We start from the raw sequence: 24,307 nt of genomic DNA, 5'->3' as shown, positions 1-24,307 counted from the left end.
ACAGGATAAAGGTTGTCACGCATTTGAATCGGCTGGCGACCTTCCGTCGCATTCGTTCTCAATAACGGATGAACGCTGGCAGGCTCGTTTTTACTCAGATTACCGATGGCTTGGACCGGAAGGAGTTCGACCGATGCATCAAGCTTTACCCGATGCCCAAGAGCAGTCGCGGATTTACCGCACGCGACCAATTCCTTGCCATGGTCTTTGCCCAGTTGACTTACCGGGAGGGGTTGCGCGAGATCGAGGCTTGTTTGCGCGGGAATCAAAACGCTTACGCGATGGGGTTTCGCGGCAACATTACCCGCACCAATTTGGCATATGCCAACCAATGGAGGGACTGGCGCGTCTACGAAGCCATGGCTCATATCCTCATTCGAAGGACGCGGAGACTTTAGGCAGGCGAGACGAACCCGATGGGTCTCGATGGCATGGTCGTCGCGGTCGATTCGAGCACCATCGATCTTTGCCTGACTCTCTTCCCTTGGGCGGACTTTCGTTCCACGAAAGCGGCGGTAAAGATCCACACGCAGTTCGAACTTCAAGGCTCTATCCCGCTGTTCATCGACGTTACGAAGGGACGGGAACACGATGTGTCTTTCCTCGACCGAATGCCAGTCTCTCCCGGAACGATCTATGTAATGGATCGTGGATACCTCGACTTCGGTCGACTCTTCGGCCTCAGCCAGGCCGGAGCGTTCTTCGTTATCCGTGCCAAACGCAACCTCGACTGCTATGTCCGGGAGTCCCGCAGAGTTGCCAAAATCACAGGTCTGCGCAGCGATCAAACAATCGGTCTGAGCGGAGCCCTGTCCAAGGAACGATATCCCATTGCTTTGCGTCGAGTTCGTTTCTTCGACGAGGAGACTGGCAAGGACTTGGTATTCCTTTCCAACAATTTTTCCATCCCAGCATTGACCGTCGCCTTGGTCTACAAGAGCCGCTGGCAGATCGAACTTTTCTTCAAATGGATCAAACAGAACCTGCGGATCAAGTCCTTCTTCGGAACCTCGGACAATGCCGTCAGAACCCAAATTTGGATCGCCATCTGCACCTATCTTCTCGTCGCCAGTCTCAAAAAGACTCTCTGCCTCGACCACAGTTTGACCCGGATTCTGCAAGTTCTGAGTGTTAACGCTTTTCAGAAAGTTCATATCAATCAGCTATTTACAGAATCCTTCACAAATTTTGACGAAACTCAATTATCTAACCAACTCAACTTCAACGACTTCCTAACTGGACAGTAGTGATACCCTACCTCTCTTGGCTCTATCGACTCAGATCTCAGCCGCTTCAAGCGTAGTGGTTGATTTTGGAGCATCCGGTTCTGATGTCGCGAATACTACGAGTCGTGGACTCGACAATGTTATCGCGAAAAACGAAGGGGATGCCAGTCGAGGAGCTTTCGATGTTACTGTGGGTTTGGAATTCGTTTTTCCAGAGGACAAGTTGTCAATCTGTTCAAAGTTAATAAATTACCGACCAACCCACTAATTCATAAATCCCATGAAAATTAGAACACTCGCATTCATCTCTACAGCGGTATCCCTGGTTGCCGCGACCTCGGTGCAGGCAGCTTTCATAACTGGAGTCGGCGACCCCAGTTATGACATTGATCTGACCGACTTCAATTTAACCTCATTAGGCAGTTCAGATTGGGCCTATTGGGACTCGGCTACTAGCGCTTCCACTAATAGCAAATCTGGTGCTGACTTGATTTCAGGCGTGTCAATTGTGGGCAGCGGCGCTTTGGCGAACTCCTCCAGTGCGAATGCTGCGCTGACTTTCAGCTTTACGGATGGTGTTTCGCCGGTCAGCGAGAGTGCGTTGGGTAGTATTGGAGGTGTTTTTAGTAATAATTACGATAACACGGTAGCAGAGGGGCTTCAATTTTCAGTGACCCTGCCGACGACTGAGGTCTACGAGCTGCGTATTTGGGGAGGCGCTTTCCGTTCAGGTGAATATGATTTGACCATCACCATGGCTGGGGCGGATCCGCTGACGACAAGCAGGACATATTCGGGGAACGATCTACAAACGAATTATTACACATTCCAATTGCAGGCTGATTCAGCCGATACGGACGCCACGATTTCGCTATTGGACTTAGATTTCAGTACGGCAGTTGCAGGCGAAGGTGTGCGATTGTATGGGGTCTCCTTAGCCACCATCCCTGAACCTAATGCAGCTCTGGCTGTGGGACTGTTCGTCGTTGCTAGCGTTGTGATGTGTCGCCGCAAGAAGTGTTGAGCTTTGAATACACTTTGTTGCTTAATTGGGCTCTTCCACCCGCAGCTTTTTCTAAGATTTTCGATGGCTGAAGGTTCACAATTTTTTATTACTGCCGATTGTCGAGGCTGCTAGGACATTCTATATAATCTGTTACGACCTACGGTATGTAATCCATAGGCGTCCGACTTTCATTCCCGCCCGCCGAATCAGTTGCGATAGTTTTCCATGATCCGGGCCGGGGGCTGGCCGGAGCGCCAGAGCTTTGCCATTTCCCGCATAGGGGCGTCGATGTGGGAGAAGAAGGATTTGAGGCCGGGGCAGAGGTAGCTGATGCCCGGTTGGTCTTTGCCGGTAGGGACGAAACGGTGTTTCGGGCAGTCGCCGTTGCAGGCGAAGCGGAAAGCGCATTTTTTGCAGGCTTGGGAGAGCTCGGTCCGTTTGGCCCGACCGAATGCGACCTGTTCCGGCGAGTCCGCCATTTCGGCGAAACCTTTCTCGCGGATATTTCCGAGCCTATAGGAAGGGTAGACGTAGTGGTCGCAGCTGTAGAGGTCGCCGTTGTGCTCGAGGGCCATGGCTCGACCGCACTCTTCGGCGAAGACGCAGATCCCGCCCTGAGTGCCGGTCCATTTAGCGAGGGCTCCGTCGAAGTGTTGAACGAAGATGGTGCCGACATCCTGGCGGATCCAGCGATCGAAGATTTTGTTCAAGAAGCGGCCGAAGTCGCGGGGGCGGACGCTCCAGGGGGTGACGGGAATGCGGGCTCCGGGATCTCCGGCGTCCGGGGGACCGGCGAGGTCGAGGCTGTCGTCGACCCGATCATCCGGCTCGCGCTCGACGATGGGGATGAACTGGAGGAAGGTGGACCCGATGCTCTTGAGGAAGTCGTAGACCTTTTCGGGGTGCTGGCTGTTGAGGCGATTTACGACGGTGAGGGTGTTGACGTCGACTCCGGCGGAGTGGAGGGTTTCCCATCCGCGCATGACCTTGGCGAAGGTGGGGCGTCCCCCGCGGTCGACCCGGTAGTGGTCGTGAATCTCTTCTGGGCCGTCGATGCTGATCCCGACGAGGAAGGAATGCTCCTTGAGGAATGACGCCCAGTCTTCGTTGAGAAAGGTTCCGTTGGTTTGGAGGGCGTTGCTCACGGTTTTCTGTCCGCAGTATTTTTCCTGGAGCGCGACCACTTTCTCGAAAAATCCGAGCCCCAGCATCGTCGGTTCGCCGCCCTGCCAGGCAAATTGTACCTCGCGGGAGTTTTGCGACTCGATGTAATCGCGCACGTAGCGATCCAGGGTCGCGTCGCTCATCCGTGGCACGCCGGTTTCCGGATAGAGGAGGGACTTTTCCAAGTAGTAGCAATATTCGCAGGCCAGGTTGCAGGCGGCACCGGCTGGCTTGGTCATTACGTGAAACGGGGCTGTCATAAGATTGTTTAATGACAAGGTTTCTGATTGGAGTCGATACTAATAGTGGGGAGGGGGAGATTTCGGCAGGGTGGACCGCGGTTGGGATGGATTAACCACAGAAGGCACAAAAGACACAAAAGGGTGGGGGGGGCTTTGTTTTGTGGTTTGGCGGAAATTTCGATCCGCGGCCGGACGGTTCGAAAGTGCTTCGCACGTCCGCTTCTGCTGGATGATCGGAGGAGAGGGTTCCTTTAGGGCCCTTCTGTCGCCCCCCGGCGGGGGGGGGCGCGTTTCATCAAGCAAGGCTCGGGGCTGCCGAAAATCATACAGGGGAGCAGCCTGAAGGCTGGACAACGAACCGGAGAGGCAGGCGGCGCGGATTGAAATCCGCAGTCCAGTGAGGGCCTTTTCGGTAAGGATGATCGTTTTCTCTGCCATTCGGGTCGTGGAGGTATCGTCCTCGATAAGACCGAGGCATAATCATGGACGGTTGGCTTTCGCGGTTGCGCCGTGGGGGAGGGGTTTCATTGTGGACGGGATGGAAGGGAGAATTCTGGTCACGGGGGCGAGTGGATTTGTCGGAGGCGCGGTTTGTCGGGCTTTGCGGGAGAAGGGGTTCTCGGTGCGGGGGACGGGGCGTCGCTCTCGCCCGTCGGATCTGCCCGCGGAGGTGGAGTACGTTGCGGCCGATCTGAACGATGCGGCTGTGGTGGCGGAACTTTGCGCCGGGGTTGTGGCAGTGGTGCACATGGCGGCCAAGGCGGGGGTTTGGGGGCCGCGCGAGGCGTATTATCAGGCCAATGTGGCGGCGACGGAATGTTTGCTCGAATCCGCTCGCGGGGCCGGAGTGCAGGCCTTCGTCTTTACGAGCACGCCGAGTGTGGTTTTCAATGGCGAGGCGATTCAAGGGGGCGACGAGTCGATGCCCTATGGCACGGAGTTTCCCTGTTTTTATCCGGAGACGAAGGCGGAGGCGGAGCGGCGGGTCCTGGCGGCCGACGGCGCGGGGTTGCGGACGTTGGCGCTGCGTCCGCATTTGATCTGGGGGCCGGGGGATCCGCATCTGTTTCCCCGGGTTTTCGAACGGGTCGATGCGGGGAAGTTGAAGATCGTCGGCGATGGACGGAATCGGGTGGACCTGACCTACATCGACAATGTGGCGGCGGGGCACGTGGCCGCGGTCGAGTCTCTGCTTGCGGGGCGCGGGGGCGGGCGAGCCTATTTTCTGACCCAGGACGAGCCGGTGGCGCTTTGGCCCTTTGTGAATCGGGTTCTGGAAGCGACGGGTCGTGCGCCGGTGAGGAAGAAGATTTCCCTGAAGCTCGCTCTCTTGGCCGGAACGGTTTGTGAGGGGATTTGGAAGATCGGGCGTTTGGGCGGAGAGCCTCCGATGACCCGGTTTGTGGCGAAAGAATTGGCCACGGATCATTGGTTTTCGAGTGCGGGGGCCCGGGAGGTTCTCGGGTATGAGCCGGTGGTTTCGATGGAAGAGGGCGTCGAACGGTACTTGGAGGCTTTGCGGAATGAAAATTGACGGAGTGCGCCGGCTGAGCCCGCGCTTCCCTTTCGATCCGGCCCGCGTTCCGTTTTTCTACGGATGGATCGTCGCGGCGGTCGGCACCTTGAGCATGATCGCGACGGTGCCGGCGACACCGCCGGGATTTGCGCCCTTTGTCGATCCGATGATGGGGGAGCTCTCGGTGTCCCGGGCTGCGCTGACCTTTTCCTTTACGGTGGGAACGATCGGGGCGGGGTTGTTGATCCCGTTTGCGGGTTTCTGGATCGACCGGATGGGGGTGCGGATCGCGGCGACGTTCTCGTTTCTCTGTCTGGGGCTGGCGATGGCTTTGTTGAGCGAGCCTCTCTTTTACACCGGGATTTTGGAGCGGATCGGCCTCTCCCATCGGCACGCGAGTATTTTCTTTCTCTTTGTAGTCTTCTTCTCTCTCCGGTTCTGGGGGTTGGGGATGATCATGACGACCTGCCGCTCGATGATCTTTCGCTGGTTTGTGCGGTGGAGGAGCCTGATTGCCGGTCTGAACGGGATGATCCTCTCGCTCTCGTTTTCCAGTGCCCCGGTTCTCCTGGAGGGGTTGGTGATTCTCTATGGATGGAAGGGGACTTGGTGGATCCTCGCCGGGGGCGTCGGGGTCGGATTTGCGGTGATCAGCGTTTTCTTTTTCCGGGATTCTCCGGAGGCTTGTGGGATCCCCGTGCGACGGGGCGAAGAAGAAGGCGACCTGGATCCGGAGAGCACCGGGCCGGGGCCGATTCTGCATCGGGATTATACTGCCTTCGAGGCGGCGCGGACCCCGGCGTTTTGGCTCATGGCCTCCGGTTTGGCGATGAATGCCTTTATCGGAACGGGAACGGCCTTTCACATGGTTTCGGTCGGGGCGGAGATGGGCGATCTCCCGCGGGACGATGCTCTGCACATCCTCCTGTACGTGGGGATCTTCAATGTCTTGACCTCGTTGACGCTCGGGTTTGTCGCGGAAAAGATCCGTTTGCGCTACCTGCTTTTCTTCATGATGGCCTGCCAGACGGTGAGCTCTCTCGGGTTGCTCAATTTTCGCAGCGATCTTGGATTCTGGGCCTTCGCCCTCGGCAGCGGTTGTGCCTGGGGAACCTTCGGCATTCTCGTCAACGTTCCGTGGCCCCGGTTTTTCGGGAGGAAGCATCTCGGATCGATCAACGGAATTGTTACAGGGGTCGTGGTTGTCTTCAGCGCTTTGGGACCCTATGCCTTTGGACTTTCCTACGAAATCACAGGTTCCTATCAGTCTACGGTCTTCGGATGTCTTTGTTTGACCCCGTTGCTTGCACTGCTTGGACTATTGGCACGAAATCCGCGTCGACTCTCACCCATCAATCATTCCTGAAACTCGCACTCACTCATGGAAAACAAGCCTACCGAAAACAAAACTCTCACGACGAACCGCAAAGCTCTGACCGTCAATCTGGACAATTCCCTCTACGGGACCTTTGCCGAGATCGGTGCCGGGCAGGAAGTTTCCCGTCATTTCTTTGTCGCAGGCGGAGCCGCCGGGACGATCGCCAAGAGCATGTCGGCCTACGACATGAAGTTCAGTGACGAGATTTACGGGAAGGCCACGCGCTACGTTTCCCGTGATCGCCTGATCCAGATGATGGATCATGAGTATCGGCTTCTCGACGAGCGGCTCAAGGAAGACCGGGGCTCGGAGACGCGCTTCTTTGTTTTCGCCAACACCGTTTCGGCCCGCAACTTCCGCGGAACGAATGAGTGTCACGGCTGGATGGGGCTGCGGGTGCAGATGGCGCCCGGCGAAAAGCCGAACGACATCATCCTCCACGTGCGGATGCTCGACGATTCCAACATTCTCCAGCAGGACGCGCTCGGGGTGTTTGGGGTGAACATGATCTACGGCGGTCTCTTCCTCCACGAAGAGCCGGACGATTTCATTGAATCGCTGCGGGATAATCTCGAGGGCAACCGGATCGAAGTCGACATGATCGAGTTCAACGGCGACTCCTTCACCCATCACGACAATCGGATTCTCAGTTTGAAGCTTGTCGAAGCGGGCCTGACCAACGCGGTGATGTTTGCCTCGGGCAATGCCATTCTCCAGCCCTCGGAAATTCTTCACAAGAAGGCGCTCCTCGTCGAGCGCGGGAGCTTCCGCCCGGTGACGAAGGTGAACATCGACATGCTCGAAAGCGCCGGGGCGCAGTTTCTGCAGCAGCCGAAGGTGCAGGATGCGAAGGTCGAGGTCGCGATGGAGATCACAATGAAGACCCTGACCGAAGAGGGGAACATCGATTACGACGATTTCCTCCACCGCACGGATATTATCAACAGTCTCGGGTGCTCGGTCATCGTCTCCAATTATTTTGAGTTCTTCCGGCTCGCGGCCTACTTCCGGCGCTACACGCCGATGCCGATCGGGATTGTTCTCGGGATCAATACGCTGACCCAGATCCTCGACGAGAAGTATTACGAAAACCTCGATGGAGGGATTCTCGAGGCCTTCGGGCGACTCTTCAAGGAAGACGTGAAGCTCTACATCTATCCAATGAATGCGTCGGGGTATAAGGCTTACAAAAACAAGGTGGATTCGGCGACCTTCTTCTCGCAGACGGCGGCATCGGAGATCGGGAAGGATGTACTGATCACCGCCGAGAATCTGCGCGTGGCCGACAACATCAAGGGCCTGTACAGCTACCTCCTTGAGAACGGATTCATCGAGCCGATCCGGAGTCATTCGGTCGACAACATGAACATTCTCTCCCGTTTCGTGATCGAGAAGATTGAGAAGGGTGATCCCTCTTGGCGTGAGCTTGTTCCCGAGCCGGTCGCCGCCTACATCACTGAACACAACCTGTGGGACGTGAATGACGCCGAAGAGAAGGCGAAATCATGAGCGCGGAGAAGATCCTTGAATCCGGTGAGTTCTCTCTGCCTCCGGCGCCGAATCCGGTGGGTTCCTACGTGCCCTTTGTCCGGACCGGAAATCTCATCTTTGTCTCGGGGGCCTTGCCGCTGAATGAAGACGGCCTGACCCATAAAGGCAAAGTGGGCCGGGACTATTCGGTGGAGGAAGCCGCGGTCGCGGCTAAGCAATGCGCCTTGAATCTCGTGGCCGTGTTGCGGAGTGCCGTGGGCAATCTCGACCGGATTGGCCGGGTCGTTTCGCTGACGGGCTACATCAATTCAGTCGAAGATTTCGAAGAGGCCGCGGCGGTGATGAACGGAGCCTCCGATACGATCGTAAAGATTTTCGGGGACACGGGCCGTCATTCGCGGGCCGCAGTTTCCGTGAATGGACTGCCGAAAGGGGCGGCCGTCGAAGTCGCCGGCGTCTTTGAACTCGGTTGATTGCGAAGGGCAGTTGCGAATCGCGGATCGAAATTGAGATGTAAACTGCGGTGGAGCTTCGGAGTTCGAAGCTGAAATCGAATTTGGGATTCGTAGTGTGGCGGCTTGCGGCGACCAGTAGCGAGTCGGGGGATTTGACTTGCGGTTGAGGTGTATTTTCGGAGCGTGGTGGCATGTCTCTGGAAGTAAAAGGACTCGGCAAGCGATACGGAAGGCAATGGGTTCTTCGCGATATCGACTGGTGCCCTGAACCCGGAACGATCTCGGCACTCATTGGAATGAATGGGGCAGGGAAAACCACGCTGTTAAATCTATTGGCTGGTTTGTACGTGGGCAGTTGTGGGGAAGTTCGTCTCGCCGGTTTCCCTTTGCGTCGTCATCAGGTAGCCCTGAGGCGGAAGCTGTTTTTTATTCCCGATATCCGGTAGTGTCTCCAATGTGGACCCTCTATCGGCACATTGCGGCTCTCACGGTGATGTTCGAGCGCGATGCGGATCCGATTCGGCGGGAGTTTGAGAGTTTGGTGGACGAAATGGATCTGAGGGAAGTGGTTCGCAAGCCCTTTGTTCAGATGAGTCGAGGGCAACTTTACAAGTCTGCCCTGATCTCGATGAAGCTGATGGATTGCCCTATTTGGTTGTTGGACGAGCCTTTTGCTTCGGGAATGGATTCCCATGGAACGCGGGTGATGAAGCAGTGGTTTCGCGCTGCAGCCGAAAGCGGGAAGACGATTATTTTCACGACACAACTCCCCGAGATCGCAGTTTTCGCTGATCGCGTGGTTCTCTTGCAGCGGCAGAAGGCTCAGTTTTTCAGGACGAGCGGGAGGGACGTTTTGGATGGTGATGGCCGATGCTTTGACCTCGAAGAGATGATGGAGGAATCCCGGTGTGGAAACTGATTCAATCGTTGTTCGGGGAATATAGGCTCGCTCTCTCGCTGGGGGTTCGGGTGGGGTGCCTCTCTTCGATCATTCGGAAGTCGTTGAGTCGGGGAGTCGCGATCTTCTTCTATTTGGGTATTTTTTTTCTTATGGTGCGGACGTGCCTCGATATGATGGTATCGGGCCGAGAGGGGCCCGCCGACCTCGTTGCGGGGATGACCCATGTTTCGATCGTTCTCTTCCTCATTCAGCTGATCGCGGCAGGGACGCGAAGAGAATCGGGACATCCCAAGAATTTGATCGTGGCGTTTTACGGTGGGAATTCCCGCCATGCCGCGAATCACATGGTCGCTACTATTCTCGGAACGGCCTTGGCGCTTTCTCTGGAGATTGGCTTACTTCTCAGCTTGGGAATGGAGTGGGCTTTGCCTGCGAATGTGAGTCCGCTGAAATGGATACTGGCTATGCTGTTGGTGGTAGGAGTCAATTGTGTTGGAGTCATGGCTTTGTCCAGTCTCGTTTCGGTGCGGATTGTTTGGTGGATTTTGATGGGCTACCTTTTCTGCGGGTTGATTGGATTTTTTGGAGAGAGGCAGGGGGTTCTTCAGGGGGATCTGTTGTTCCAGTCGGGTAAGTGGTTGGCGGAAATTTTGCCGCAGTCCCGTCTAGAACAGAGCCTTTGGACCGAGATGCTCGGTGGATCGTCTTCCTGGATGAATTGGATTCCGGCGATAGCCGTGAGCTTGACTCTTCCGTTTTGGATTCGTCGTCAACTTAGGCAGTACGATCTCTATGAAGACGAGTGGGATTCGGCGGATCTGGATTTCGAAGATGATCAATATTTAGAGGAGGCGGAATCTTCCAGCGACGACCTCGGTTTGTTGAATCAGATCGGAACCGAAAGTGATCCGGGGATCCCTCCCTCTGCGCGGATTCGGGATCCGCAGATATTTCTCCAATGGTTTGATCGGAGAGAGAGGGTTCTGCAGCAGTATCTGGAGGGGCCCTGTTTTGCTTTCCTGCGAGGCATCTATTGGTCTCCGTTGATCCTAATCATTCTCTGTATCTACCGGATTGCATTGGACACGGGGTGGCTACCATTTTGGGAGCTAGCTGTGATCGGGCTACCCGTTCTCGCCATTATTCCTTTCCTGTCGCTCGCCATCAGCGGTGTCACCCACATAAATACGATGGCGGGTCGGGCTGTCCCTCTTGAGGACCTTTTTCCTCTCGGCTTCGGGGAAAGAGTCTTCACCCGTTTGAAGGTGGGGATCATCCAGATGTCTCTTGGGCTTCCGGTTCTTGCCTGTGCGCTGGCATTGGCACCCTTGCAGGAATTAGGGGTGGATGGAATTTACCTGCGGTGCTTCGGAGCCTATCTTTCCTGGATGGGGCTTCTGCCCGTAGGCGCGGTGATCGCCAAACAATCGGGCTATCGGCTGACTGGACGTCGATGGGGTTTTGTTCTCGGGATAGGAAATTGTGGCTTCGTCTTTTCCCTGATCGTCATCTTCTTGGGGACTCTGATCAGCGCTTTTTTCGAGCCTTGGCTGCTTGTGGTTTTCTTACCTCTATCTTGGGGGATCGCCGGGCTGTGTTGGCTTCTGTTCAAAAAAGCCGTGGATTTCGGATTCTATGAAATGAGGTTGAGGCCAAACCGGGCCTAGCGCGGACAGAGTCCGCGTTGCCCATGGTCCCAATCCCCTGTTGAAGAGCAGATCCCTTACTCCGGCATCATATGAGGGTCGCCGCCGGGGGTGACTTGACCGCTGGCGAAGGGTTCGATGAGGAGGTCGTAGGCTTCCTCAACGTCATCGATGATTTGGAAGAGGCGTACGTCCTCGGGAGAGATGGTTCCCCACTCGACCAGGTTTGAGAAATTGATGGTGTTCTCCCAGAATTCTCTGCCCATCAAGAGGATGCGGATGTGTTTCTTCGTTTTCTGCGTCTGAATCAGAGTGAGCATCTCAAAGAGCTCGTCAAAGGTGCCGAAACCACCCGGAAAGACGACGAGGGCCTTGGCGTGGAAGAGGAACCAGTATTTTCGGAGGAAGAAATAGTGAAAATCGAAGCTGAGCTCCGGATCGCAGTAAGCATTGATGCCTTGCTCGAAGGGGAGGCTGATCCCGAGGCCGATCGATTTGCCGCCCGCTTCCTTGGCGCCGCGGTTGGCGGCTTCCATGATTCCCGGTCCACCGCCGGAGCAGATGTAGAACTGCTTGTCGGCATCCTCCTGTTGGAGGGACCACTCCGTGAGCTTGCGCGAGAGATCGAGGGCGATGCGGTAGTATTTCGCCGCTCGCTGGATCTGGCGTCGCCGGGCTTCGACCTGTTGCTGGGCCTCTTCGGAGAGGGCAGGTCCTGAGTCGCGGGACTGCGTTTCCTCGAGGAGCTTCTCCGCTTGTTCCGGGGCCGGATTGCGCGCTGATCCGAAAAACACGATCGTATTGCGAACATCCGCAGCGTCGAGGCGCATTCCTGGTTCAGCCAGTTCGCAGAGAACGCGGATCGGCCGGGCCGCCGGGCTGTTGAGAAAAGACAGGTTTTTGTAAGCCTTTTCCGGCTTGGTACTTGGAGTTTTGGGATTTGGGAATTCTTCTTCCTTGTTCATTTCGAAATTTCCTGTACTAATTCATTGTTTTGGGCAACCAGTGGTAAACGAGAGCGCAGCGAGTCGACCCTCGGAATGGGAAGGCGCGGCCGTCGAAAGGCGGTTTGACCCGGTGACCCCCGTGGCGATGCTAATATTAGCATTGGCGGGTGTGTGTTTCATCCGGTCTGCCCAAGCGTATACGGGTGGCGGGCTTTGGAAGATGCAGATCATCTGGGTTGTCTTAGGGATTGGAGTGTATGCTTTCGTTTCGCTGATCAATTACAAGATCCTTCTCGAAAAGGCCCACTGGTTTTACGCGGGGAGTGTTTTCCTTCTCGTCTTGGTGGAAACGCCGCTCGGGGTGGAGATTTACGGTTCGCGGCGATGGATCGACCTGGGGTTTTTCAATCTCCAGCCCTCGGAGCTCGCCAAGATCTCGGTACTGATCATGATTGCGAGCGTGCTGGCCCGTTCGCGTATCGGTAGTTTTCGGAATTCCCTGCAGACGCTTTTCAAGGTTGCTGGAATCGCGGTCTTGCCCATGGGGCTGATCTTTCTCCAGCCGGACCTTGGGTCGACGCTGGTCTTTCCCCCGCTTGTGTTTGGGCTCCTCTACGTGTCGAAGCTCTCGGATCGATTTTTTTACGTCTCCTTTGCCATCTTTGCGCTGCTCCTTTCGGTGGTGGCCTTCGATTGCTATCAGTATTACCAGTATTCTTATGCGGCGGAGCCTGAGCTTCTCGCCGATGAGAGCCGTCCGGATTACGACGAGCTCTCCATCCTGCCGATGCACGATTATCAGCGGGATCGCATTCTCTCTTTTGTGGTTCCTGAACTCGTCGACCCCCGTGGGATCGGCGATAGTTGGAACGTGAATCAATCCCTGATCTCGATCGGATCAGGTGGACTTTTTGGGAAGGGCTGGGGCCTCGGCACCCAGGCACTTCTCGGCTACCTGCCACCAGCGGTAGCTCATAATGATTTCATCTTCGCGGTTCTCGCGGAGGAGAAAGGTTTTGTCGGAAGTACGTTAGCTTTAGTGCTCTATGCGGTGATCATTCTGAACGGATTTCGTGTTGCGGGGTTATCCCGGGACCGGTTCGGGATGTTGCTCGCCGTGGGGGTCAGTGTTCTTTTGTTGGTCCATGTTTTTATTAATGTGGGAATGACGATGGGTCTGACGCCGGTCACTGGGCTGCCGCTTCCGTTTATGACTTACGGAGGCTCTTTTCTTTTGAGCTGTTGCGTTCTCCAAGGTCTCGTCCAGTCCGTTTACCGATTTCGAAAGGATTTTTCGTGAAGGTCTGGCATAGAAGATTTCCCGGGACACGGGAACGCACAGAGGGAAGGGAGTCCTCCATGACAATACACCCGAATATAGGAAAAACTCATGGACTCATCACAAGAATCCCCCACTTCCAAAGCGAATGAACCCGAAGAAGAAGTAGACATCCATCGCGAAGAGCTGGAAAAGCCACCGGTTGAGAAGCCGGTTGAAACGATCCCTGAAGATCAGCTGAAGGAGGACGCTGCCAAGCGTTCGAAAAAGCAACCCATGGTCACCCGCATCGTTCGGGCCCTGCGTAAGGAAAAGAAGGACTTCGCCGAACTCGTCATCAACTCCGAGCCACTCGAAACCCGTGTCGCACTCCTGCGCAACGGCGTTCTCGAAAAGTTCGAAGTCGAGCGCCAGGGCGACGACCGGATGGTCGGTACGATCTACAAGGGCAAGATCCAGAATCTGGAGCCAGGTCTGAAAGCGGCCTTCGTCGACATCGGCGAACCCAAGAACGCTTTCTTGCACTACTGGGACATTCTCCCGGCTGCCAACGACAACACGATCGAGATTGTTCGCGACAACAAGAACAAGGAAAAGGACGGTAAGGGAGGCGAGAAGCAGCCGGAAAAGATCACCGTTAAGGACATCCCGAAAAAGTATCCGGTTGGATCCGAGATCGTGGTCCAGGTGACCAAGGCCACCATCGGAAGCAAGGGCCCCCGGACGACCACGAATATCGCTTTGCCCGGGCGCTTTATCGTCCTCATGCCGTTCTCGGGACAGTGCGGGATTTCCCGTAAGATCGCTGACAAGGGCGAACGCGGGCGTTTGAAGAAGATCCTCCGCGATCTCACGATTCCGGAAGGGATGGGCGTGATCATGCGGACGGCCGGCGAAGGCAAGAAGGCCCGCTATTTTGTGCGCGACTTGCATCTCCTCCTCCGCAAGTGGGAAGAGATCCAGGAAAAGATCGCCTCCTCGAAAAAGCCGGTTTGCCTCTACCGCGAGCCGGATCTCGTCGAGCGGACGGTGCGCGACTTCCTCACCGAGGACATCGACCGAGTCATTATCGACGATCCTGAGGATCACCAGCGGATGCTCGGATTGGTCGGTCAGATCTCCAGCCGCTCCAAGGCGAAGATTGCCATCTTCAAGGAGAACATTCCGATCTTCGAGCGCTTCAACGTGGAACGCCAGATCGAGCAGACCTTCATGCGCAAGGTCCCTCTGCCCAGCGGCGGGGAAATCGTCATTGAGGAAACGGAAGCCCTCGTCTCTGTCGACGTGAACACCGGTGGCCACAAGGGAGGCTCGAAAGATGGGAAAGACTTCATCGTTCGTGCCAATCTGGAAGCGGCAGCCGAGGTCGCGCGTCAGATCCGCCTCCGCAACATCGGGGGGTTGATCATCATCGACTTCATCGACATGAAGCAGAAGCGGGATCGCAACGCGGTCTACCAGAAGATGCGTCAGGAGATGTCCCGCGATGCGGCCAAGAGCCATGTCCTGCCGATCTCCCAGCTGGGCCTTCTCCAGATGAGCCGCCAGCGGCATAAGGAAAGCCACTCGAGTGGAATCTACACCTCTTGCCCTTACTGCAGCGGTCGGGGGATTGTGAAGTCTGCTCGCTCCATCAGTGTGGAAATCCAGCGGCGGATCGTCAGCGTTTCACGTCATTCGCGCAGTTCCGGTGCCAGCGAGGAACCTCTCTTCCTCCGCATCCTTCTGCACCCGGTCAATCTCGAGCGCTTGCGGGCTGAAGACGAGGCTCACCTCATCGAGTTGGAGAAGAGTTACAACGTAAACCTTTCCTTCCGAGCGGATCCATCCTACCATGTTGAGAACTTCAAAATTCTCGACGGGAAAACAGGTCGCGAGCTGCGCTAGGTGTCACTCGTCCTCTTCCCGTGAATTGATTCATCATCAATCCCGGTAGCGAAAGGATCCTCTTATGAACATTCTGTTGGCATTCGACAAATTCAAGGGGGCCTTGACGGCCGGGGAGGCCTGCCGAATCGCCGCGGACGCCGTCCAGTCGGAGTGCCCGGAGATCTCGATCTCCGAGGCGCCGCTGACGGACGGCGGCGAAGGGTTTTGTCCGATTCTCACCGAGGCGCGCAACGGCGCGCTGGAGGAATATGCAGTCGCGGATCCGCTGGGCCGTCCACTCCGGGCGCCGATCGGCTGGGTCGATGCGGAAGAGCTTCCGTTGGAGGCGCGCGCCCGTATCGGTTGTGTCGAAGGGCAGCGGGTGGCGATCATCGAGATGGCCTCGGCCAGCGGGCTCCCGATCTTGTCGATGGAGGAGCGCGATCCTTGGAAAACGACTTCGCGTGGAACTGGCGAGCTCATTCAGAAAGCGGTCGAAGAGGGCGCGGATCTCATCCTTCTCGGGGTGGGAGGCAGTGCGACCAACGATTGCGGCGTCGGAGTGCTGGAGGCGTTGGGCGTTCGGTTTCTCGACGCTGAGGGGCAGGCGTTGGTCGACTTGCGCCCGGATCGATTTGATCTCGTGGAGTCGGTGGAGTATGAGGCCGCTGAACCACTGCCTCCCATTGTCATCGCCTCCGATGTGCAGAGTCCCTTGCTGGGAGAATCCGGAGCGACGCGAGTTTTCGGGCCACAGAAAGGCCTGAACGATGTTGAAAAGATGGAAGCGGTTTTTGAGCGCATGGCGGTCTTGATCGCTTCGGCTTCGCCTTTCGATGAAAGTTCAGCCTCGCCCGATGCTTCGAAGCCAGGGATGGGAGCTGCGGGAGGAATTTCGTTTGGCCTCTCAGCTTTGGCTGAAGTGCGGGTGGAGCCGGGGTTTGCCCTCGTCTCGGACTGGATGGAGCTGGCAGAAAAGCTCGCCGCGGCCGATTGGGTCGTCACGGGTGAAGGTCGCCTCGATCAGGGATCTCTTTCTGGCAAAGGGCCGGTGGCTCTTCTGCGTGATGCCGTGAAGCAGGGTGCGAAAGTCGCGGCTTTCGCCGGCGCGATTGAAGAAGGGGTTCCCGAGTCTTTGGCGGGAGAGTTGGGTGAATGCACATGCATCGCCTTATCTCGTCCAGAATGGTCGTTGGAAGAATCTCTGAGCCGGACAGAAGAGCGTCTGGCAGAGGAAGTCTCCGGTTGGGCGGCTGAAAGGAAATCTCGGGGCTGGTAGAGCGATCCAGATCGCCGGGATAACTTATAATGACGAAGGAAGAAGACCAGCTTCGGGAGAAGCGATTTTCCCGCATCCGGCGGGTGAAGAAGCTCTTGCGGCCTCTCCCCCGGAGGGCGAACATCCATCGATATCCCGTCTTGAACTGGTTTGCGGGAACGGCCCGCAAGAAGGATTTTCTCTGGTCATTTCGGCGCAATGCCGTCGTCCCGGCTTTCTATGTCGGGTGGGTGCTGACCTTGTTGCCGCTCTATGGACTGCAACTCGTCTTGGCCTTTCTGTTGGCTCTGGGATTTCGGGCGAATCTCATGATCATGATCGCTCTGCAGATGGTTTCGAATCCGATCACGGTCCTTCCTCTGTGGTATTTGAATTATCAGGTCGGAAATTTTTTCCTGAATCTGATTTTCGGCGAATCCCCCATTCGTTTCGGAGTATTGATTTCCGAAGCCTCTGATCAGAATTTTTCCTTTCGCCAAACCCTGGATTTTATCATCGAGCGCACCCGTGAATCGGGCTCCAGCGTAGTCTCGGAATTGCTGGGTCGACTGGTCGGAGGAACCTTCCTCGGAGGGCTGATCCTCGGTTTGTTGGCTGGCTTCATTTCCTGTTGTATTTACCGAATCGTCCTCAACCGCTACGTCCCCTCCTACAATAAGGTGGCCGCCGAAGCTCTGCGTCGGGATCGCAATTCCGGCCGGAACGATTCGTAGAGGATTTGGCTGATGCCGTCCCGCCGTGGGCAAGGCTGAAGGCCATGCCCCACAGTGGGAGGGTTGCTTAAGCGCCTTCCTGGATGGGGTCCGGTTGAGACCTTCCGCGCGATGTTGTCTTACGGATATTCGGAATGGCCAGTTCTCGCCGCGGGCAAGGCTGGAAGCCATGCCCCACAGTGGGAGGGTTGCTTAAGCGCCCTCCTGGATGGAGTTCGGTTGAGACTCAGCGCGATGTTGTCTAACGGATATTTGGAACGGCCAGCTCTCGCCGCGGGCAAGGCTGAAAGCCATGCCCCACAGTAGGAGGGTTGCTTGAGCGCCCTCCTGGATGGTGTCCGGTTGAGACCTTCCGCGCGATGTTGTCTCACGGATATTTGGAACGGCCAGCTCTCGCCGCGGGCAAGGCTGAAGGCCATGCCCCACCGTGAGAGGGTTGCTTGAGCGCCCTCCAGGATGTGTTCGGCTAAGACTTCCGCGCGATGTTGTCTCAAGGAGATTTGAACGAGCTCATCAACTGCTGCGGGCAAAACATGAAGGCCATGCCCACCGTTTCAACCCATTCCCTGATCAAAAGGGTGGGCCGTTGTCTTCGGGAAAGTCGAAGTTATTTTCCTTCCGCATCATGGGAGGAGGGGCTCCGTAGCGTCCTTCCTTTTGCCCGTACTCAAGATAATGCATAACCGCACTCTTGTAATTCATGGCGCCGAAGGCGGCGGCGACGTCGGGATATTGCTGAATGTACCAGCGAGGATCGAAATCGGGTGAGGCGGCGCGGCCTTCGGCCATTCCATAGTCGATCCAGTGTTTCAGCGCGTCGCGGTAGTTGTTCTCACCGAAGGCGGCCTGCAGGTCTGGATTCGTGGCGACATACCACTCGACGTTCATGACGGGAGAGCTGGCTCGACCTTCCTCAATGCCGAATCGCAGCCAGTGTTTTTTCAATTCCTTCTGGTCTCCGCGGAAAGCCCGGGCCAAGTCCTCATGGGTCTCGGAATAGTATTCGGCGTCAAAGATAGGAGGCTCCGTCAACCATTCGTCATTGGCGAAGAGGTTCAAGGTGCAGAAGAGAAAGATGGCGAGTGTTGTGAGCCGCATAGAGGAGTGCATTGTATCTAGCCCCGAAAAAACGATCTGACAAGAAACATCGGAGTGCCGGTTGGGGGAGGTCGTGTTTTGCAGGATTTTCAAAAATGGAGGGCCAAAGCCGTGGGAAAGTTGCGAATTTCGGATCGCGGTGCTCAGGGGGATTCATCAAGGTGGGGCTTTCTTATACCAAATTTAGTAAGTTTTGACCGTTATGGTGCAGCGCAGAATCGAAGCAGCGCAAGGGGCAGGGATCGGATTCGTATCGAGATCCGCTCCGATCCCTGCAACGCCGCGACCTTCGATTCTGGGCGCATCCCCCTGGGACGGGCGGGAAATGAGCCTGAGCAGCGTTAGCCCAAATGGCACGGGTCGCAGACCCGCCTCCAATTGGGCCGCCTCGCTCAGACTTATTTCCCATCCCGCCATAACTATCAAAACTTCCTAAATTCGGTATTACTTTCCCTCATTGCCTCTCCGCTTCGAGAGCGTGGCTTGTAATCATGAAGTTTCTCGTCTCCCAGTTCTCCTATTTCCTCAAAGATCGTCAGGCTCGTCGAAATCTCGACGCCCTGAGAACCTACCTGATCTTTTTAGTGGGGATTATCATCCTTTACTCGTTCCTCTTCCATCTCGTGATGGTCTACGAGGGCCAGGACCATTCGTGGATGACCGGATTGTACTGGACGCTCACGGTGATGAGCACCCTCGGTTTCGGAGACATTACCTTTGAGAGCGATCTCGGGCGCTTTTTCAGCATCGTAGTTCTCGGCTCGGGGGTGATCCTCCTCCTGATCATGCTGCCCTTTGCCTTCATCCGGTATTTTTATGCGCCGTGGCTGGAGGCGCAGATCCGGGCTGCGGTTCCCCGGGCATTGGCCGATTCTGTGAGTGGCCACGTCATCATTGCCCGTCGTGACTGGATCACAAACGGGCTGATCCGCAAGTTTGCTCTGGGGAACATTCCCTACTGTCTGCTGGAAGAAGATCCGGAAGAAGCGACGCGCATGCGGGAGGAAGGCCTGAATGTGATTCTTGGGAGCGTCGATGATCCGGACACCTATCGGTCGGTCAACCTGAGCTCAGCTCGGCTTCTCCTCGCCAACGCGGAGGATCCGGTCAATACCAACATCCTCCTCACTGTCCGCTCCCTTCATGCCACTTTGCCGATTATCGCTCTCGCGGAGGAGGATGACTCGATCGACATTTTTTCCCTGAGTGGCGCGACCTTTCCCCTCCCGCTGAAAACGCGACTCGGGGAACACTTGGCCAATCGAGTCAGTTCGGGAGTCGGGAAAGCGCAGGAGGTCGGAAGATTCAAGGATCTGGTCATTGCCGAGTTTCTGGTTCACGACACCCCCCTCGAGGGAGCGCTTCTCCGGGAAGCAGGGCTACGGGAGAAAACGGGTGTGAATGTGATCGGAGTCTGGGAGGGCGGCCGTTTTCGCGCCGTCGACCCGAACCGCCCACTGGGCAAGACTTGTGTCCCGGTGGCCGTCGGGCGGGAGGAGCAAATCGAAAAGCTCAACGTTTTGCTGGGCGGAGGAACAGGGATGCCGCACGAGGTTCTCGTCGTGGGAGGGGGAAAGGTCGGTCGTTCAACCGCGCAGACTCTGAAAGAGCGGGGGGTGCGGGTTCGGATTCTTGATCGCAACCCAGACCTTCGCGGAGAGCTCGAGCCGTTTTGCGACGAAGTTTTTATCGGCAATGCGGCCGACCTGAAAACGCTGGAGAGGGCGGGGATCGATTCCGTTGGCGGCGTCGCCCTGACCACCAACGATGATGCTCAGAATATTCATCTCGCCGTGTATTTCCGTCGGCTCCGACCCGAGCTGGGAATTGTCAGCCGGATTACTCGCGAGCGTAATATCGATGCGATCTACCGGGCTGGAGCAGACTTTGTTCTCAGCTACGCCTCGCTCGGATGCGAATTCATCACGGCCTATCTCGCCGGCCGTGAACCCGTGATGCTGGGAGAGGGGGTCGAGGTATTCCCGGTAGACGTACCTCCGGTGATCGTCGGGATGAGTTTGGCTGAGAGCGGAATCGGTGCGAAAACGGGGATGGTCGTGCTTGCCTTGGAAACCGAGGAGAAGACGATAACCAACCCCTCTGCTGGCCAAATACTGGAGGACGGCACCAAACTCCTCATGCTCGGAACCACTGACCAGCGTGAGAGGTTCAGTGAAGCGTTTGGAGCTGGATAAGTCGCTGACTGAAAGAGTGCTACCCCTCCGATATTCTCTGGGCCGTTGCGGCGATCCCGCGAGCCGGAGCGCTTGAGGGAGTAGATCACCGGGATCTGGCGGCTAGCCTGATGCAAACCTTCAATAAGTCCCCTGTCTCGGTCAAAGGTCTGCCCGCATTTCAGATGGATTCGCGTCAGGGTTGGGTCCTGCAGGCTCCCTGGGGAAGTGGGAACTCTGGGATCCTGACCTTCGCTGCGGAATTGGATACTGAGATGGCTGCTTCATGGTATGAAGCTCATGAGCCGGACTTCTGGAAAGAGACCGCTTGGGCGGTGGGGTTTACGGAACATCCTATCGGGGCCGACGATGTCTTTATGGATGTCGATACGGGGCCGGTTCTTTTCGAATTCGGTTCGGTTGCCTCCGGATTTGGAATCGGGGCAGCGAACACGGTGGGACGTCTTGACCATGTTGTCCCTCTGACCCTGGAAGCCGTAGCCTGTGCTTGGCCTTCTCCCTTCGGTTTCCTCGTTCCGGGGATCATGGGAAAGGTGGGGGCCGATAGTTGGAGTCTTGGAGAAGTGGCTTTGCTGTTCTGCATGACTCGGCCGAATCAGACGGATACGGTGATTTCCTTTTCAGGAGATATTCCCGGGATTGTCTGGGGGCTGCTTGCTTTTTACTGGGGAGTGGGGCTGCTCTTTATCGTTCTGGAGTTGCGGGGGATTCGTCGGATTATCGCACGGCATCGAGCCTCGAAAAGGAACACGGTCGAACCGGACTGAGGAAGAAACCGCGTCGACAAATCGGTGGTTTCAAGCCGGGGCGGTTTACGAACGGTCGGAGGGTTCCCTCAGTTGTCGTTTGAGTTCGGCCAGGTCTCCTTCAATGCGATCGAGGATTTTGTTGGGTTTCGAAGAGGTTTTGTTGGGGGCCGGTTCCATCGAAAGTTCTTGCATGGTGCTGACGATGATTCCGATGAACAGATTCAAGATGGTGAAGGTGGCGATCATGATGAAGGGGATGAAGAACATCCATGCCCACGGATAGACTTCCATGACGGGGCGAACGATGCCCATGGACCAGCTTTCGAGGGTCATGATCTGGAAAAGGGAATAGAGGCTGGCACCGAGCGAGCCAAACCAATCGGGGAATTGTTCTCCGAACAGACGAGTGGCGAGAACTGCGCCGACATAGAAGAAAATGGCCATCACAGAGACGACTCCCATGAGACCGGGAATCGAGTGGAGAAAAGCGGCAACGACACGGCGCAGGGACGGAACAACCGTCAAGAGCCGCATGATGCGGAGCACCCGGAGGGCCCGGAGCACACTCCACGCCCCGGCCGCCGGGATGAGGGCGATGCCGACGACCAGAAAGTCGAATACATTCCATCCACTTCGCCAAAAGTCCATGCGGTAGGCGATGAGCTTGAGGAGGATCTCGATCGTGAAAAAGGCCAAGCAGACCTTGTCGATGAGGACCAACCAGAATCCCAGCTTGTCCATGATCGCGGTGCTGGTTTCGCATCCGAGGATGATCGCATTGAGAATGATCAGCGAAATGATGACTCGCTGTACTCTCTTGGATTCGACCCAGGTGGCCAAGTGAAACCGCCAGGTAGCGACGCCGCGACGGTGGAGCAACTGTGCAAGATCGTTTTCACTCATGAAGCTTCAAAGTGATGATGTCTTTTCAAGATGCGACTCGGAAAAAGGAGAATGTACAGGATATGGGCCTAAATTCGGTATTACCAAACAGAGGTTTCGAGATCCTAAAGAAGTCTCGGCGTTGCTCCTTTTTGAACCCTCACGCGCGGAGCTGCTGGTCAGGTTCTTTTCCTTTGTCTTGGTGATATTCTCTCGTCCGAAAGGGAGCGCCCGGTTTCCCCAGAGAAATTGGAGACAATCTATACCGGAGATGGCTTGGACGTGTTGTTCTTGGGGAGAGAAGGCTGCGCCTTCGATCATTTCGGGAGAAACGGCGCTGAAATAGAATCTCCTTATTTGGGACCGCTAATGATGTCTTGAAGAGCGCTGAGAAGGCCATCTTTGAGGCTATAGATCCAAGCATGAATCTCAATCTTTTGGCCCCGTCGCCATGCATCTTGGATCACGGTCGTTCGGCGGAGGTTTTCAGCTTGGGCGACGACATTGAGTTCGCAGAGTCGATCTGTGCGTTTACTGCCGTCCAGTTGATTGAGTTCTTCCAAATGGAGGGCTTCGACGTCCTGAATATGACGAAGCCAATTATCGATAAGCCCATGCGGACACTTATCGGTGGCTGCCTTGATCCCCCCACAGTCGTAGTGACCGACGACCATGATGTGCTCCACTTTGAGGATGTCGACGGCGAACTGGACGACGGAAAGCAGGTTCAGGTCTGTGTGGACCACCATGTTGGCGATGTTGCGATGCACGAAGACTTCGCCCGGCATGAGCCCGGTGATCTGATTGGCCGGCACCCGGCTGTCTGAGCATCCGATCCAGAGGTAATCGGGATTCTGCTGGGACGACAGTTTGTCGAAAAAGGAGGGATCCCGTTCGAGGGTTTGGCGAGCCCATTCGCGGTTGTTGGCAAGAAGTTCCTGAAGAGTCGGCATGAGAAGAGAGCACTCGGGACGCGGTCCTTTTGCGGTCCGGTGAGCGCATTCTGGGACAAAAGTGCAAATCCCCGAAAATGTGAACTTCTTATTTTTCCCTCGGAGTGGGTGCTTTTATGGAGCGAGTCGCGCCTTTTCGGGCATGAGTCGAGGGATGGTCGATTTGTGGTCTCCGGATTCGGATCACCTATCCGGTAATCTGCGGGGCGACTGCAGGGAGGACGAGGGCTGAGGCGATGGAGAGGCCAATAAAGATCAATTGGAGAGTGAGGTAGGAGAAGAACCCACGGAAAGGGGTGTCTCGGTAGATGAGGGCGGCGATGATGGGCCCGATGAGGAACGAGGCCGCTACGAGGGCGATGATTGGAGAGGAGCCGAGCTCGGTAAAGAAAGGGATGGCGTAGGGGGCAAGGCCGAGGAGACCCGCTAGGAAAACGATAAGAAAGCACTTCCCGTATCCCCGGTCATCAACGGAAAAGAGAGCGGTGAGCGGCCAGTAGAGGAGGGCGACGATTAGACTGGTGACCAGAAACGATGCGGCGGCGACGAGGATTGCGATGATCGCGTAGGATTTGAATTTTTCGTTACTCTTCAGATCTTCGATCCTCGATTGGATTTCAGGATTCTCTAGTGCGTGGGAGGGAGCGGTGAAAATTTGCTCAATCGAATCGCGAAAACTAGAAAATGGCTCGGGCGATTCATTCGAGCCCGCATCGGCTTGGGTTGAAGCGCTGAAGGGGGAGGAGGCTTTCGTTGTGGACGGATTGGAAAGATCTTGGGTCGACAGAGATTGGGAATTTGGAGCGGACGGGCTGCCTAAGGACGAGCCAAACGGATCATTGCTTGAGGAACCCGATCCGGTGGAGGCAGCGAATGGTGTCGAACTGGGCGAGGAGCTCGGAGCCGGGGCCGTTTCCTTCCATTCAATATTCTGTTCAAGATACTGATCGGGGACCAGTGATCGGGCAAAGCCTTTATATTGATCTCCATACTGGATGTAGATCGTCTCGGGGGTTTCCCCCTTAACCTCGGCATTCTCTAGGACGGTCCCGTCGTAGAGAGTTATGTCTATCGCTTGGAGAGAAGCAAAGCCGCTGAGAGTGAGAACACTGATCAGGAAGAAGTTGCGAAGAGGGAGGATGGACATGGATCTGAAGTTAAAATGGAAAGAATGAAAACCGGCCGACGATTTTGCTCTTTTTGAGGAGAACCCGAATATCCGAGCCCTGTCCAAGATAATTTTCGAAATGAGCGCAGTTTCAGAAGAGATAATAACAAAGAACAGGGATATGGAGATTTTGTATGGGGGATTTACCCA

21 protein-coding genes and 1 pseudogene are annotated in these 24,307 nt (G+C 56.0%); 15 read left to right on the top strand and 7 right to left on the bottom strand.

Going from position 1 to position 24,307, the window contains the following annotated elements:
• The first annotated feature begins 68 nt into the window (after window positions 1-68).
• Together H5P30_RS01175 and H5P30_RS01170 are read left to right on the top strand one after the other, a co-directional pair.
• Window positions 69-1,247: pseudogene (locus H5P30_RS01175) on the top strand (IS4 family transposase).
• Window positions 1,248-1,506: 259 nt separating this feature from the next.
• Window positions 1,507-2,250, top strand: a complete 744-nt coding sequence (locus H5P30_RS01170; RefSeq protein WP_185691134.1) for a hypothetical protein — start codon at window positions 1,507-1,509, stop codon at window positions 2,248-2,250.
• Window positions 2,251-2,438: 188 nt separating this feature from the next.
• Here H5P30_RS01170 and H5P30_RS01165 read toward each other — a convergent pair whose 3' ends face one another.
• Window positions 2,439-3,656, bottom strand: coding sequence for an anaerobic sulfatase maturase (locus H5P30_RS01165; RefSeq protein ID WP_185691133.1), 1,218 nt, complete (start codon window positions 3,654-3,656; stop codon window positions 2,439-2,441).
• Between the two features lie 520 nt (window positions 3,657-4,176).
• On the opposite strand from H5P30_RS01165, the gene H5P30_RS01160 reads away from it, so the two are divergent.
• The 7 genes from H5P30_RS01160 (at window position 4,177) to H5P30_RS01130 (ending at window position 11,046) form a co-directional block, all read left to right on the top strand.
• Window positions 4,177-5,172 (top strand): NAD-dependent epimerase/dehydratase family protein, encoded by a 996-nt coding sequence (locus H5P30_RS01160; RefSeq protein WP_185691132.1) that lies wholly within the window; start codon window positions 4,177-4,179, stop codon window positions 5,170-5,172.
• The gene (locus tag H5P30_RS01155) at window positions 5,162-6,520 is read left to right on the top strand and encodes an MFS transporter (protein WP_185691131.1); all 1,359 of its coding nucleotides are present in this window, start codon (window positions 5,162-5,164) and stop codon (window positions 6,518-6,520) included. Before H5P30_RS01160 ends, H5P30_RS01155 begins: the two co-directional genes overlap by 11 nt.
• 15 nt (window positions 6,521-6,535) lie before the next feature.
• Window positions 6,536-8,041: a nucleotidyl transferase family protein gene (locus H5P30_RS01150; protein WP_185691130.1), complete on the top strand. Its 1,506-nt coding sequence runs from the start codon at window positions 6,536-6,538 to the stop codon at window positions 8,039-8,041.
• Window positions 8,038-8,496, top strand: a complete 459-nt coding sequence (locus H5P30_RS01145) for a RidA family protein (RefSeq protein WP_185691129.1) — start codon at window positions 8,038-8,040, stop codon at window positions 8,494-8,496. Before H5P30_RS01150 ends, H5P30_RS01145 begins: the two co-directional genes overlap by 4 nt.
• A gap of 173 nt (window positions 8,497-8,669) precedes the next feature.
• Window positions 8,670-8,924 carry an ATP-binding cassette domain-containing protein gene (locus tag H5P30_RS01140; RefSeq protein WP_185691128.1) on the top strand — a complete coding sequence of 85 codons (255 nt, stop codon included), beginning with the start codon at window positions 8,670-8,672 and terminating at the stop codon, window positions 8,922-8,924.
• Window positions 8,925-8,932: 8 nt separating this feature from the next.
• A complete protein-coding gene (locus H5P30_RS01135; RefSeq protein WP_185691127.1) occupies window positions 8,933-9,397 on the top strand; it encodes an ATP-binding cassette domain-containing protein in 465 nt (154 codons plus the stop codon).
• Window positions 9,385-11,046, top strand: a complete 1,662-nt coding sequence (locus tag H5P30_RS01130; RefSeq protein WP_185691126.1) for a hypothetical protein — start codon at window positions 9,385-9,387, stop codon at window positions 11,044-11,046. Before H5P30_RS01135 ends, H5P30_RS01130 begins: the two co-directional genes overlap by 13 nt.
• A 56-nt stretch (window positions 11,047-11,102) precedes the next feature.
• Here the strand turns inward: H5P30_RS01130 and H5P30_RS01125 are convergent, their stop codons facing one another.
• The gene (locus tag H5P30_RS01125; protein ID WP_185691125.1) at window positions 11,103-11,990 is read right to left on the bottom strand and encodes an LOG family protein; all 888 of its coding nucleotides are present in this window, start codon (window positions 11,988-11,990) and stop codon (window positions 11,103-11,105) included.
• Between the two features lie 127 nt (window positions 11,991-12,117).
• Here H5P30_RS01125 and H5P30_RS01120 point away from each other — a divergent pair, with 127 nt between their 5' ends.
• The 4 genes from H5P30_RS01120 (at window position 12,118) to H5P30_RS01105 (ending at window position 17,112) form a co-directional block, all read left to right on the top strand.
• Complete coding sequence (locus H5P30_RS01120; protein ID WP_185691135.1) at window positions 12,118-13,272, top strand: FtsW/RodA/SpoVE family cell cycle protein; 1,155 nt, start codon at window positions 12,118-12,120, stop codon at window positions 13,270-13,272.
• Between the two features lie 90 nt (window positions 13,273-13,362).
• Complete coding sequence (locus H5P30_RS01115; protein WP_185691124.1) at window positions 13,363-15,138, top strand: Rne/Rng family ribonuclease; 1,776 nt, start codon at window positions 13,363-13,365, stop codon at window positions 15,136-15,138.
• Between the two features lie 64 nt (window positions 15,139-15,202).
• Complete coding sequence (locus H5P30_RS01110; protein ID WP_185691123.1) at window positions 15,203-16,399, top strand: glycerate kinase; 1,197 nt, start codon at window positions 15,203-15,205, stop codon at window positions 16,397-16,399.
• 29 nt (window positions 16,400-16,428) lie between these two features.
• On the top strand, window positions 16,429-17,112 hold the full coding sequence (locus tag H5P30_RS01105; RefSeq protein WP_185691122.1) for a DUF2062 domain-containing protein: 684 nt from the start codon (window positions 16,429-16,431) through the stop codon (window positions 17,110-17,112).
• 570 nt (window positions 17,113-17,682) lie between these two features.
• On the opposite strand, the gene H5P30_RS01100 is transcribed toward H5P30_RS01105, so the two are convergent.
• Window positions 17,683-18,210, bottom strand: coding sequence for a hypothetical protein (locus tag H5P30_RS01100; RefSeq protein WP_185691121.1), 528 nt, complete (start codon window positions 18,208-18,210; stop codon window positions 17,683-17,685).
• Between the two features lie 183 nt (window positions 18,211-18,393).
• The gene (locus H5P30_RS01095) at window positions 18,394-18,627 is read right to left on the bottom strand and encodes a hypothetical protein (protein ID WP_185691120.1); all 234 of its coding nucleotides are present in this window, start codon (window positions 18,625-18,627) and stop codon (window positions 18,394-18,396) included.
• Window positions 18,628-18,701: 74 nt separating this feature from the next.
• Between H5P30_RS01095 and H5P30_RS01090 the strand changes: the two genes are divergently transcribed.
• Together H5P30_RS01090 and H5P30_RS01085 are read left to right on the top strand one after the other, a co-directional pair.
• A complete protein-coding gene (locus H5P30_RS01090) occupies window positions 18,702-20,405 on the top strand; it encodes a potassium channel family protein (RefSeq protein ID WP_185691119.1) in 1,704 nt (567 codons plus the stop codon).
• A 110-nt stretch (window positions 20,406-20,515) separates the two neighbouring features.
• Window positions 20,516-21,172 carry a hypothetical protein gene (locus tag H5P30_RS01085; protein ID WP_185691118.1) on the top strand — a complete coding sequence of 219 codons (657 nt, stop codon included), beginning with the start codon at window positions 20,516-20,518 and terminating at the stop codon, window positions 21,170-21,172.
• Between the two features lie 45 nt (window positions 21,173-21,217).
• On the opposite strand, the gene H5P30_RS01080 is transcribed toward H5P30_RS01085, so the two are convergent.
• From H5P30_RS01080 to H5P30_RS01070, 3 genes are all read right to left on the bottom strand, one after another.
• On the bottom strand, window positions 21,218-22,057 hold the full coding sequence (locus H5P30_RS01080) for an ion transporter (protein WP_185691117.1): 840 nt from the start codon (window positions 22,055-22,057) through the stop codon (window positions 21,218-21,220).
• Window positions 22,058-22,389: 332 nt separating this feature from the next.
• Window positions 22,390-22,989 (bottom strand): carbonate dehydratase, encoded by a 600-nt coding sequence (gene can, locus H5P30_RS01075; RefSeq protein WP_185691116.1) that lies wholly within the window; start codon window positions 22,987-22,989, stop codon window positions 22,390-22,392.
• Window positions 22,990-23,176: 187 nt separating this feature from the next.
• The gene (locus H5P30_RS01070; RefSeq protein ID WP_185691115.1) at window positions 23,177-24,136 is read right to left on the bottom strand and encodes a hypothetical protein; all 960 of its coding nucleotides are present in this window, start codon (window positions 24,134-24,136) and stop codon (window positions 23,177-23,179) included.
• Between the last annotated feature and the right edge of the window lie 171 nt (window positions 24,137-24,307).

This window comes from Puniceicoccus vermicola (genome assembly GCF_014230055.1).
Lineage (GTDB): Bacteria > Verrucomicrobiota > Verrucomicrobiia > Opitutales > Puniceicoccaceae > Puniceicoccus > Puniceicoccus vermicola.
This window is presented reverse-complemented; position numbering and strand designations above follow the sequence as displayed.